The organism is Acinetobacter sp., assembly GCF_036659555.1.
Taxonomy (GTDB): Bacteria; Pseudomonadota; Gammaproteobacteria; order Pseudomonadales; family Moraxellaceae; genus Acinetobacter.
In genome coordinates this window covers 1-11,946 of record NZ_JAVXCI010000097.1, presented here as the reverse complement: position 1 = coordinate 11,946, position 11,946 = coordinate 1, and the positions used below count along the sequence as shown (strand labels likewise).

Here is an 11,946-nt window from a genome sequence, read left to right as displayed (position 1 = left end):
CTGCTGTTTGCGTATAGTGAGAGCTAATCACTATGTAAGTTAAGATACAAGGAGGGAGTATTTTGAAATTCAATACAGTCTTGAATTCCTTGCACAGCAATGCTGTTCATCCCCCTCTTTTTCAAAGAGGGGTTAGGGGAGATTTATCAATCAGCAATGATAAAGCTACGCTTGATTGATCAGCATTAGTTAAAATCTGAGCGGTTTTTTATCCTGATGGATTTGCAGTGCTGAAGCGCAATGAATGCGATTCAGCACTTTTTCAAGGCTTAAACCGGATGGTGCTGGATTTTCCATGCGCGGTGGATTTTTTGATTGCGCTTGAAATCCGGGCCAATGGTTTCATTGCTGATTTCCTGCACATCAAACATCGCTTCAACTTCTTCATCCATCTCAAAACCGCGGTAGTTATTTGAGAAGTACAGCGTGCCTTCTGTGGTTAAGCGGTTCATGGCGCGCTTCAGCAAAGAATTGTGGTCGCGCTGCACATCAAATGTGCCGTAGAATTTCTTCGAGTTGGAGAAGGTCGGCGGATCAATAAAGATCAGGTCATACTGCTCATGGCCTTCCTTCAGCCATTCAAAACAGTCGCTGGCAAAGAATTGATGCTGTTCATCGACATGGTCAACCGTTAAGCCGTTCAGCACAAAGTTCTCTTTAGACCAGTTCAGGTACGTGTTTGAAAGGTCAACACTGGTGGTGCTGGCTGCGCCGCCTAAAGCAGCATGCAGGCTGGCTGTAGAGGTATAGCTGTACAGGTTCAGGAAGTGTTTGCCTTTTGCTTCGGCTGCAATGCGCAGGCGCATTTGACGGTGGTCAAGGAACAGGCCGGTATCCAGGTAGTCAGTTAAGTTGACTAGGATTTTAGCTTTGCCTTCCTGCACAATAAAGCGCTTGGACGCAGTGCTTTGCTTCGCGTACTGAGTTTTGCCTTCCTGACGCGCGCGGGTCTTAATAAAGATCGCATCGCGGCCTAAGCCGGTTACCGCGCGGATTGCCTGCAGCGCAAGGTTGAAGCGCTTTTTGGCTTTTTCAGGATCGATGGTTTTTGGCGGCGCATATTCTTGAACATGCAAGCGCTCGCCGTATAAATCGACCGCGACATTAAAGTCAGGCAAATCTGCATCATATAAGCGCAGGCAGTAAATATTCTCTTTAACGGCCCACTTTTTCAAGGCCTGCATGTTTTTCTGCAGACGGTTGGTGAAGTCTTCAGCGCCTTCAATCGCTTCAAACTGCTGCGGCTGCCAAGTGGCTAAAAATGGCTGCGCAGCCGCTGCCGGCTTAATTGTCCCGAAGCGGACGTAAATCGGCAATTTGCCGTTCATAAGGCGCAGAATTTGCGGATCATTAAAGGCCAGCACGTCGGCCTGTTCAACGGCCGCAGCAATCACGGCTGCATATTGATTCGGGAAATTCTTCTGCAGCAGCGCTGACAAGCCTAAGTACAGCGCGCGGTTGGAAGCTTTTTCACCCAGACGCTCGCCATAAGGCGGGTTGGTGACAATAAATGCGCGCTTGCCTTCGGCCTGAAAGTCTGGCCAGTCGGCTAAAGTGCGCTCTTCAATTTTAATCTGATCCAGAACCGATTCAAAGCCGGCGGCGATAATATTCTGCTTGGTGGCTTTGACTGCTTCCCAGTCGGCATCATAAGCATAGAATTTCGGCAATTGCTGCTCTAAGGCTTTCTCATGGCGCTCGGCAGCTTCTGCTTTAATGCCCATCCACAAATCATGGTCATGGCCATTCCAGCCGTTAAAGCCGAAGCGGCGCACAAGGCCTGGCGCGCGGTCAGTCAGAATCATCAGCGATTCAATAATAAATGTGCCTGAACCGCACATCGGATCTAAAATAATTTCCGGATCGCGCTGTTTTAATTTTGCTTTCTGCAGAATGGCGGCGGCTAAGTTTTCTTTAATTGGCGCATCTGTCATATAGCGGCGGTAGCCGCGCTTATGCAGCGAGTCGCCGGACAAGTCCAGGCAGTAGGTATGCGCTGTTTTTCCGGCAAGCACATACAGGGTGATTTCCGGCTGCTTAATGTCGATGCTTGGGCGCTTGCCGACAGCTTCCATGAAGGAGTCCACCACGCCGTCTTTTACGCGCAGCGTCGCAAACTGGCTGTTGACTTTAATTTCGCGCTCTACATGCAGGCGCACAGCAAATGTGCTTTGCGGCGCAAAAATCAGCGACCAGTCAAAGCTGATCGCACCTTCATAGAGCTCTTCGGCCACATCGCGCGCGTCATGGGTAAATTCCAGCTCATGCGTATGAATAGGCATTAAAACGCGTGAAGCCAAGCGTGACCACATGCAAATGCGGTAGGCATCTTCCAATGTGCCTTTGAAAATCAAACGACCCGGCAACTGCTCAATATTTTGAACACCTAAACCTTCAATTTCCTCGCGGAGTAAGGTTTCAAGCCCATCTGCACAGGTGACCCAATATGAAGAAAGACGGGGTTTCGAATTCATGTAAATTTCCAAAAGCAAAAAAGCAATCCGATATTTTAACTTATTTTCACCTATTTGGGCGCATCATCTGCACCGGTTGCTTGAGAAATATGAAGCACCGCCTGCTGCGCTTAAAAGATTTTGCCGTTTCACCTCATAATAAAAATCACGTTATTGGTATGCATTTTGCTTATTTAGATGATTATTCACTGAAGCATCTGCGCTTGGGGGTGATGGAAAGCAGATTCATTTGGTTTTTTGAAGTTTTTTTAATCGGGTAAGGGGAATGCAATGATTGATGGTATGCGTGGTGAAAATATTGTAAATTCAGAGACTTTTTCTGCTGCAACGCTGTTTTATGCGCGCCTGCGCAGAGTGACTGGCCGCGTGATTGATGCGCTTTATCTGGCGGAAAACAAAGAATATGCGCGCTATGCCATTGAAATTGCGCAGCAGGCCAATGATCCGGAACTGGATCGCCTGACTCAGCGCCTATATGCCCTGCTGGATTTAAGCGCGGCGGCAGAACCGGCAGAGGAAACGCTGGAAGAAGAGCTGCAGGAGGAACAGCCTGAGTACCGTGAGGAGGCGACGCCGGAGGAAATCTACAAGGCGCAGGTGTCCCATCACTATATTGGCGCGCTGCGCTAGCTTTCCAAAAACATCAAATTTTTAGGCAGGCTTTAAGCGGGCCAAGCGCTTAAAGCCTATATTTTTTTGCAGCAAAAACAAGGAGAAAAAGCGCCGGAAAGCGCAGCGCAGGAAAGCGGGGTTTGATTGTTTGGTTTAAATTATCTCATTGAATTAATACATAGGAATTCAGGATTGATTTTTTTACTTCCTCTTTTATAGCCTCAAAAAATCAGTTCAAATGCTGAAAACTTCAACTGCCAAAGGCCGGGATTCTCTGTATAATGCATTAACTTAACGATAAGGAATCTCTCATGCACTTGGCGGCATTGCATACACCGAGCCAGATTCAACTCAACCAAGATGGAAACCTAAAACATTTTCTGACCATCGAAGGCCTTTCTAAAGAAACCCTCACAAAAATATTGGACACTGCGCAGTCCTTTTTTAATGACCAAAATCAGCTGATTACCAATAACCTTTTAGAAGGGCGCACGGTAATGAATCTGTTTTTTGAAAACTCTACCCGCACCCGCACCACCTTTGAAGCGGCAGCCAAGCGCCTTTCCGCCAACGTTCTGAACATTGACATTGCCCGCTCAAGCACCTCTAAAGGTGAGACGCTGCGCGATACCCTGTGGAACTTGGAAGCCATGGCTACAGACATTTTTGTGGTGCGCCATTCATCTTCAGGCGCGCCGCATTTCATTGCCAAAGACGTTTGCCCGCATGTCGCGATTATCAATGCAGGTGACGGCCGCCATGCGCATCCGACGCAGGCCATGCTGGATATGCTGACCATCCGCCGTGAAACCAAGAAAAATTTTGAAGACTTAAGCGTTGCGATTATCGGCGATATTAAGCATTCGCGTGTTGCGCGCTCGGACGTGGCTGCCTTGCAGACGCTGGGCTGTAAGGATATCCGCGTGATTGCGCCGAATACCTTGCTTCCTTACGGTTTTGCAGAATATGGCGCAGATGTGCGCTTATTCAACAAAATGGAAGACGGCATCCGCGGCTGTGATGTGATCATTACCTTGCGTATTCAAAATGAGCGCATTGATTCGCCGGCATTATCGTCACAGGCGGAGTTTTACAAAATGTATGGCCTGAACAAAGAGCGCCTGGCTTTGGCGAAGCCGGACTGCATCGTGATGCATCCCGGCCCGATGAACCGCGGCGTGGAAATTGATTCCAGCATTGCTGACGGCGCGCAATCGGTGATTCTGCATCAGGTGACCAATGGCATTGCGGTGCGCATGGCGGTGCTGGCTTTGGCCATGCAGGGCCAGCTGCAGGAAAAAGGCTTAATTGAAGCAGTTGCGGGTTAAGGGGAAGTCATGACTATTGTAAAAATTGAAAATGTGCGTGTCTTGGACCCAATCCAGAAAACTGACAGCGTGCGGACGGTTTATCTTGAAAACGGCAAGCTGGCTGCTGAAACAGCCCATGCTTCGGAAGTGATTGACGGTCAAGGAAAATGGCTGATGCCGACGATGGTGGATCTGTGCGCGCGCTTGCGTGAGCCGGGGCAGCAGCAGCACGGCACTTTGAAATCGGAAGGCAAAGCTGCCCGTGAAAACGGCATTCTGCATGTCTTCACGCCGCCGGATTCACAGCCGATTGTGCAGGACAATGGCGCTTTGATTCACGGCCTGGTTGAAAAAGCCATGCTGGACGGCGGCATTTACTTGCAGGTGATTGGCGCGCAAACTCAAGGCCTGCTCGGCAAGCAGCCGGCGAATATGGCGGGCCTGAAAAAAGGCGGCTGTACTGCTGTTTCCAATGCCAATGAGCCATTTATGGATGATGATGTGGTGCTCCGCACACTGGAATACGCAGCTGGCCTGGACATGACGGTAGTGTTCTATGCGGAAGAGCCGCAAATTGCCAAAGACGGTTGCGTGCATGAAGGCTTTGTGGCGTCGCGTCAGGGCCTGCCGATGATCCCGGCTTTAGCGGAAACCATTGCGATTGCCAAATACCTGCTGATGGTTGAAGTCAGCGGCGTGCGCGCGCACTTTGGCTTATTGTCCTGCGGCGCGTCTGTTGAACTGATTAAGGCCGCTAAGGCGAAAGGCTTGCCGGTCACTGCGGATGTCGCGATGCATCAGCTGCATTTAACTGACCAGCTGATTGACGGCTTTAACTCGCTGGCGCACGTGCGCCCGCCGCTGCGCTCAGCAGCAGACCGCGATTTGCTGCGCCAAGGTGTAAAAGACGGCATTATCGATGCCATCAGCACGCATCATGAGCCATTAAGCAGTTCCGCCAAAATGGCGCCGTTTGCTGAAACGCAGCCGGGCTTTACCGCATTTGACACCTATGTGCCTTTTGGCATTCAGCTGATTAATGAAGGCCTGTTTGAGCCTCTGCAATGGGTTGAAAAAGTGACTGCTGCGCCGGCGCGCGTTGCCAATATGTATGAGCGCTGGGTGGAAGAAGCCGGCTGGGCGCTGGTTGACCCTGCGCTGGAATGGGCGGTGAGCAAAGACAGCATTGTTTCAAACGGCAAAAATACCCCGCTGATCAATCAGACTGTAAAAGGCAAAGTGCTGAAAACCTTTGCAGCTTAGTTTTTTATGGCAATGAAAAGTCAGCTCCGGCTGGCTTTTTTATTGGGTTGTTTATCCTCCATAAAAGGAAAACAGCTTGAGAGCAGGCGTAAAGCAGATGCGACCTTAAGCTGGAAAAACTGGGCTTTGCAAGCAGGCCCAGCAGGATTTTTTCTCAAGAAGGATGGCTTAATCGCGCGCTTTTTGCTTAAATACCGCGGAAAATTATAAAACAGCATGGTTTAAATAGAATGAACAGCAAAATCACAATTCTTGCTCTTGTTTGCAGTACAGCGCTGGTATCGGGCTGTGATTTTTTTAAAAATAAAAAACAGGAAGCTGCGGAAGTTAAAACTCAGGAAGTGGCCGACTGGAGCTGTACCGCGCCGGACAATGTGCAGCAGATGCAGGACTATCTGAAAGAAGAGTATTTAAAAGAGCTTGACCAGCGCATCCGCCATTCAGGCTATGAAACAGATCAGGCGCTGCTGAATCAAATCCGCAAAAACATCAAATTTGAAATCAGCCACATCAGCACCAAGACCGAAAAGCCCGAACAGGCGAAAACACTGGACTGCAGCAGCTTAATAACCGCTGTTTTGCCGAAAGGCCTGCAGAAGCGCGCAGAAAATGCCTATCTGGATCAGCCTTGTGAAGAATGCGAAAGTGAAGACAACAGCAGCCGCAGCTATACCCTGCAGGATCATTACCGCACTTCTTTTCCCAGCCTGACGCTGAAAAATGACCGCTTAAATGGCATAGACTTTATTTACCATATTGAAAAATCAGACAAAGATGAAATCAGCATGACGATGGAAAGCCATTATGCGGTGAGTCAGGCTGCCTATCTGACTGAGCTGGCGGTGCAGTACGCATCCTACCTGAAAGCCAATGCGCAAAGTAAAGAAGATTCGAAAAAGTATGTAGAAGAAAATGCCGCGCAGCGCGATTTGGCGCAAAAAGCTTTGGATGTGCGCCAGAAAGAATTGGAAAATGAGAAAAAAGCCAGCGTTGAGCGCCTGAATACGGTGTGGGACCGTTTCAGTCCTGAGCAAAAGACCTCACTGCAGCAGGACCAGTCCGACTGGTTTGAAAAGCGCAATATTGACTGCAAGGTGCTGTCGCAGAAGGACGTGCATGAGCTGGATGAAAAAGAGCGGGAAACCTACCAGAAGCAGGCGGAATATTGGGATGAAGCGATGTATCAGCAGAATCAGGACATTCAGTACAGCAAATGCTTTATTCAAAAGACCAAAGAGCGTTCTGTGTATTTAAATAACGTTTTTAATTAAATCAGATCCGCTTTTTGCGAAAGGACGAATTGATTCGTCCTTTTTTTATTGGCATGCTGTAGGCGGTAAAAAAAACAGCGGATGGATTTATGCGGATCAGTTTTATCGGCGCCGGACGGGTGGCGCATCATTTGGCGCATGCGCTGAAGCAGCAGCATCAGATCGTCAATATTTTCAGTCAGGGCCATGTGCATGCGCAGCAGCTGGCGGATGCTGTTGGGGCGGCAGCGGTGCAGTCTTTCACTGAATTAAGCGCTGATATCGATCTGCTGCTGATTGCGGTCAGTGACAGCGCCATTGCGCAGGTTGTTCAGGCGGTGCATCCGCAGCTGCCGGATACCTTAATTGCGCATACCTCTGGCAGCACCGATATCGCTAAGCTTGCAGAAGCGCACAGCCGGGCGGGCGTATTTTACCCTTTGCAGACCTTCAGCCTGGAACGCGGGATAGACTGGGGCAGCACGCCGGTTTTTACCGAAGCTGCAGCGCCCGCTGATCTGGCGCTGCTGACCGAGCTGGCAAATAGCCTAAGCAACAGGGTCTATCAGTATTCTTCGGCGCAGCGCCTCAGCCTGCATTTGGCTGCCGTCTACGCCTGCAATTTTGCCAACTACTGCTATGACATGGCCAAGCAGATTACGGATGAAAAACAGGCTGATTTCAGCCTGCTGTACCCCTTAATTCTGGAAACGGCGCAAAAAGCGCTTAAGGCTGATCCGAAAGACATACAGACTGGACCAGCCATGCGCGGCGACCATAACATTATTGCCATGCATACCCGGATGCTGCAGCAACAGCAGCGGACAGATCTGCAGCAGGTTTATTCGCTGTTCAGCGAGCAGATTTTAAGCCGGCATCAGCAGCCGTGAGGGCCGCTTTAGAACGGCATTGCATCAAAATATTTTAAACCGGATAAGAAGGAAAATAAGTTTGGCTAAGGATTTCAGCAGTCAGCAGGTGGTGGATGGCTACGATCAGCACATCAGAAAATTAATTCCCGGCTATGAAGTGGTGCATCAGCAGATTTTGGCGCTGCTGAAAGCGCATTTGCCTGAGCGCGCCAATATTCTGATTATCGGTGCAGGCACAGGCTATGAGCTGGGTTATCTGCTGCAGCATTTTCCAGATTGCAGGTTTACTGTCACCGAACTTTCACAGGCCATGCTAGACAAAGCTCAAGGCTATGCCGCGCCGTGGAATGCCGCGGACCGCGTGGACTTTATCTTGGGGCAGCATACGCAGTTCAGCGGCCAGACGGAATTCGACGCGGTTCTGTCCATTTTGGTCACGCATTTTGTGCCTTTTGAACAGAAACTGGAATTCATGCAGGGCGCCCGCCAGTGCTTGAATGCTGAGGGGATTTTTATGACCTTCGATTTAATGCAGTTTAAATCTGAATTGGAAGCTGGCGCCTTAAAGCAGATATGCGAGCTGAATGGCTTATCTGAAAAGCAGACCCAAGCCATGCTGCATAGAATGCGCGATGATTTTTTTGCATTGAATGACCTGCAAACTCTGGAGCATCTGCAGCAGGCGGGTTTTGGCAAGGCGGAGCGCTTTAGCCAGGTTCTATGCTATCAAGGCTTTATTGCCCATGGATAAAAACCGCTAAAGCTGCTGATTATCCCGCAGCAGCTTCTCGATTGTTCCGCCCAAAGGCATTCTTAATATCAATTATTCTATTGCCTGAAAATGGCATACTTTTAGATCATAAAAATAAATAGCCTGGATCATAAAAATGCAGAATAAGTTTGATTATATTGTCATTGGCGGCGGCAGCGCCGGCTGTGTGCTGGCCGGACGCCTGACAGAAGATCCGAATGTGTCGGTCTGCCTATTGGAGGCCGGCGGCAGCGGAGACAATTGGACTGTCAATGTTCCGGCTGCGGCGGTGGTCAGCCTGCCGACCAGAATCAATAACTGGGCTTTCGAAACGGTGCCGCAGGCGGGCCTGAATGGGCGCAAGGGCTATCAGCCGCGCGGAAAAGGCTTGGGCGGCTCGTCCAATATCAATGCCATGATTTACATCCGCGGCAGCCGCGCCGACTATGACCGCTGGGCTGCGCTAGGCAATGCGGGCTGGTCATATCAGGAGGTGCTGCCTTATTTTATTAAGTCTGAAAATAATCAGCGCATCCAGAATGAATATCACGGCAATGCCGGACCGCTTTCGGTTACGGATGTGCGCTCAGACAATGTGCTGCATCGGCGCTATCTCGCCGCAGCGCGGGCGGAAGGCTATAAAATACTGGATGACTTTAATGGCGCAGAGCAGGAAGGCTTAGGGGTTTATCAAGTCACGCATATCAATGGCGAACGCTGCAGCGCGGCCCGCGCTTATCTGCAGCCGCATCTGCACCGGCCGAATTTAACCGTGCTGACCCATGCCGTGACGCAGAAAATTCTGATTGAAAACAAAACTGCGGTTGGCGTGGAAGTGCAGCATGCAGGGCAGATCCGGCAGCTGCTGGCCGCAAAAGAAGTGCTGCTTTGCGCCGGCGCGATCCAGTCGCCGCAAATCCTGATGCTGTCCGGCATTGGCGATGCTGCTGAACTGAAGGCGCACGGCATAGAGAGCGTGCACCATCTGCCGGGCGTCGGAAAAAATTTCCATGATCATCCGGACTTTATTTTTGGCTATAGCGTCAATGAGATTCAGGGCACATTCGGCGTTTCTCTTTCAGGTTCGCTGGACATGCTGAAGCAGGTCAGGCGCTACCGCAGCGAACGGCGCGGCATGCTTGCATCCAATTTTGCAGAATGCGGCGGTTTTTTAAAAAGCGATCCATCGCTGGGGACGCCCAATCTGCAGCTGCATTTTGTGGTGGCGCTGGTGGATGACCATGCGCGGAAATTCCATGCCAGCCACGGCATTTCCTGCCATGTGTGCCTGCTGAACCCGCGCAGCCGCGGCTCCATTCAGCTCAGCGGCGCAAAGATCAGCGATCCGCTGAAAATTGATCCCAACTTTTTTGCCGATGAGCGCGATGTGGAAGACTTGGTGCAGGGTTTCAAGCTGACGCAGAAGCTGATGCATTCGCCGGCGCTGTCTGAAATCTGCAGGCAGGATTTGTTCACTGCGCAGGTGCGCAGCGATGACGATATCCGCCGGATTCTGCGCGAGCGCGCAGACACGGTTTATCATCCTGTAGGCAGCTGCAAGATGGGCATTGATGACATGGCGGTTGTTGACCCGCAGCTCAGGGTCTACGGCGTGCGGAATTTACGCGTGGTGGATGCCTCGATTATGCCTGCAGTGGTGAGCGGCAACACCAATGCACCGGTGATCATGATTGCGGAAAAAGCTGCTGATTTGATCCGCCTGGCCTGCGGGCAGCGGCAAGTGGCCTGAACAGGCACGGAATTGTACTGACATCATGCTGAGTTTCATTTATTTTGTAAAATAATCATAAGAATAGGGACAAACGCTATGACGGCGGAACAGCAGCTTTTTGATGATAGAGACAGTTTGGAAGGCGCAGGCTTGGAACTTCTGCGGGCTTTTGAGCAGCAGAAGCAGGCTTTCAAAACGCACAGCTATCCGGGCTTTGAGCAGCGCAGGCAGCATTTGCAAGCCCTGTATCAGCTGGTGGCGCAGCATCAGGATGAAATCGCCACGGCCATCAGCCGCGACTTCTCCAACCGCAGCGCAGATGAAACCCGGCTGTTTGAGGTGATGACCAGCCTGAACGGCATTAAGCACAGCTTGAAGCATTTAAGAAAATGGATGAAACCGAGCAAGCGCGAAGTCGGCATCCTGTTTCAGCCCGCCAGCGCCTATGTCATGTATCAGCCCTTGGGCGTAGTCGGCATTATTGTGCCGTGGAATTACCCGCTGTTTTTAGCAGTTGGGCCATTGGCGCAGGCGCTGGCTGCAGGCAACAGCGTTATGCTGAAGATGAGTGAATTTACTCCGGAGTTTTCAGCCTTATTTAAGAAGCTGATAGCCGCTGAATTTGCAGAAAGTCATGTCAGTGTCATTACAGGCGATGCACAAATTGCCCAGAAGTTTACCCAGCTGCCGTTTGACCACCTGCTGTTTACTGGAGCAACTGCTATCGCGCGCCATGTGCTGCATGCAGCGGCGGATAATTTAACCCCCGTAACCTTGGAGCTGGGCGGCAAATCTCCAGTCATCGTTGCGCAGGATGCGGACTTGAAAGAAAGCGCGCGCCGTGTCGCTTTCGGCAAAACCATGAATGCCGGCCAGACCTGTGTTGCGCCTGACTATGCTCTGGTGCACCGCAGCCAGCAGGATGCCTTTATTCAGGCCTATTTTGACGTCATTCGGCAGTTTTATCCCAACAGCATCCGCGGTAATCCAGACTATACTGCCATTGTCAGCGAACGGCAGTTTGAGCGCCTGCAGCATTATTTGCTTGATGCGCAGCAAAAAGGCGCGCAGCTGGTTCAAATCGAAGCCGAGCCGGACGGGCGCCGCATGCCGCACGCGGCCGTCATCAACGTCAGTGATGATATGGCGCTGATGCAGAATGAAATCTTCGGGCCAATTCTGCCGATTGTCTGCTATGAACAGATTGATGAGGCGGTTGCCTACATCAATGCGCGTGAACGGCCTCTGGCGCTGTATTATTTTGGCTATAACAAGGCTGAACAGCAGAAAGTCCTGCAGGAAACCCATAGCGGCGGGGTGTGCCTGAATGAAACCCTGATGACTGCAGGCATGGAAGATCTGCCGTTTGGCGGCATTGGCGCTTCCGGCATGGGGCATTATCATGGCCACGAAGGCTTTAAAACCTTCAGCCATGCCAAGTCTGTTTTTGTCCGGCCTAAATTCAGCCTCATGAAGCTGATTTATCCGCCGTACGGCACATTGATTCAAATGTGGATTTACCGGCTGTTTTTGCGTTAATCGGGCCATAAAAAAGCGCTCTGATTTGAGTAATGCTGATCAGTTAAGGAGTTCTCCATAAACTTCTTAACCTTTTGGGCTATTCACGACGGAGTCTTACCGTTTTTAAATCGAATTTTTGGAGCTCGTTTTGTTCTTTTGTT

At 50.6% G+C, this 11,946-nt stretch carries 11 protein-coding genes; 10 read left to right on the top strand and 1 reads right to left on the bottom strand.

Annotated elements, in window-relative coordinates; all coding sequences use genetic code 11:
- Nucleotides 1-269: 269 nt before the first annotated feature.
- A complete protein-coding gene (gene rlmKL / locus RSA72_RS12235) occupies nt 270-2,474 on the bottom strand; it encodes a bifunctional 23S rRNA (guanine(2069)-N(7))-methyltransferase RlmK/23S rRNA (guanine(2445)-N(2))-methyltransferase RlmL (protein WP_332623316.1) in 2,205 nt (734 codons plus the stop codon).
- Here rlmKL and RSA72_RS12230 point away from each other — a divergent pair.
- From RSA72_RS12230 to RSA72_RS12185, 10 genes are all read left to right on the top strand, one after another.
- On the top strand, nt 2,447-2,734 hold the full coding sequence (locus RSA72_RS12230) for a hypothetical protein (protein WP_332623317.1): 288 nt from the start codon (nt 2,447-2,449) through the stop codon (nt 2,732-2,734). The genes rlmKL and RSA72_RS12230 overlap by 28 nt on opposite strands.
- Nucleotides 2,735-2,744: 10 nt before the next feature.
- Nucleotides 2,745-3,104 carry a hypothetical protein gene (locus RSA72_RS12225; RefSeq protein WP_332623318.1) on the top strand — a complete coding sequence of 120 codons (360 nt, stop codon included), beginning with the start codon at nt 2,745-2,747 and terminating at the stop codon, nt 3,102-3,104.
- Between the two features lie 293 nt (nt 3,105-3,397).
- A complete protein-coding gene (locus tag RSA72_RS12220) occupies nt 3,398-4,414 on the top strand; it encodes an aspartate carbamoyltransferase catalytic subunit (protein ID WP_332623319.1) in 1,017 nt (338 codons plus the stop codon).
- Nucleotides 4,415-4,423: 9 nt separating this feature from the next.
- Nucleotides 4,424-5,659, top strand: coding sequence for a dihydroorotase (locus RSA72_RS12215; protein WP_332623320.1), 1,236 nt, complete (start codon nt 4,424-4,426; stop codon nt 5,657-5,659).
- Between the two features lie 6 nt (nt 5,660-5,665).
- Entirely contained in the window at nt 5,666-5,869 is a 204-nt protein-coding gene (locus tag RSA72_RS12210; RefSeq protein WP_332623321.1) for a hypothetical protein, read from the top strand.
- A 20-nt stretch (nt 5,870-5,889) separates the two neighbouring features.
- Nucleotides 5,890-6,930 carry a DUF1311 domain-containing protein gene (locus tag RSA72_RS12205; protein WP_332623322.1) on the top strand — a complete coding sequence of 347 codons (1,041 nt, stop codon included), beginning with the start codon at nt 5,890-5,892 and terminating at the stop codon, nt 6,928-6,930.
- An 89-nt stretch (nt 6,931-7,019) separates the two neighbouring features.
- Nucleotides 7,020-7,799 (top strand): Rossmann-like and DUF2520 domain-containing protein, encoded by a 780-nt coding sequence (locus RSA72_RS12200; protein ID WP_332623323.1) that lies wholly within the window; start codon nt 7,020-7,022, stop codon nt 7,797-7,799.
- 61 nt (nt 7,800-7,860) lie between these two features.
- A complete protein-coding gene (locus tag RSA72_RS12195) occupies nt 7,861-8,532 on the top strand; it encodes an SAM-dependent methyltransferase (RefSeq protein WP_332623324.1) in 672 nt (223 codons plus the stop codon).
- 136 nt (nt 8,533-8,668) lie between these two features.
- The gene (locus RSA72_RS12190) at nt 8,669-10,282 is read left to right on the top strand and encodes a GMC family oxidoreductase (protein ID WP_332633244.1); all 1,614 of its coding nucleotides are present in this window, start codon (nt 8,669-8,671) and stop codon (nt 10,280-10,282) included.
- A 78-nt stretch (nt 10,283-10,360) separates the two neighbouring features.
- Nucleotides 10,361-11,803 (top strand): coniferyl aldehyde dehydrogenase, encoded by a 1,443-nt coding sequence (locus tag RSA72_RS12185; RefSeq protein ID WP_332633242.1) that lies wholly within the window; start codon nt 10,361-10,363, stop codon nt 11,801-11,803.
- Nucleotides 11,804-11,946: the final 143 nt, after the last annotated feature.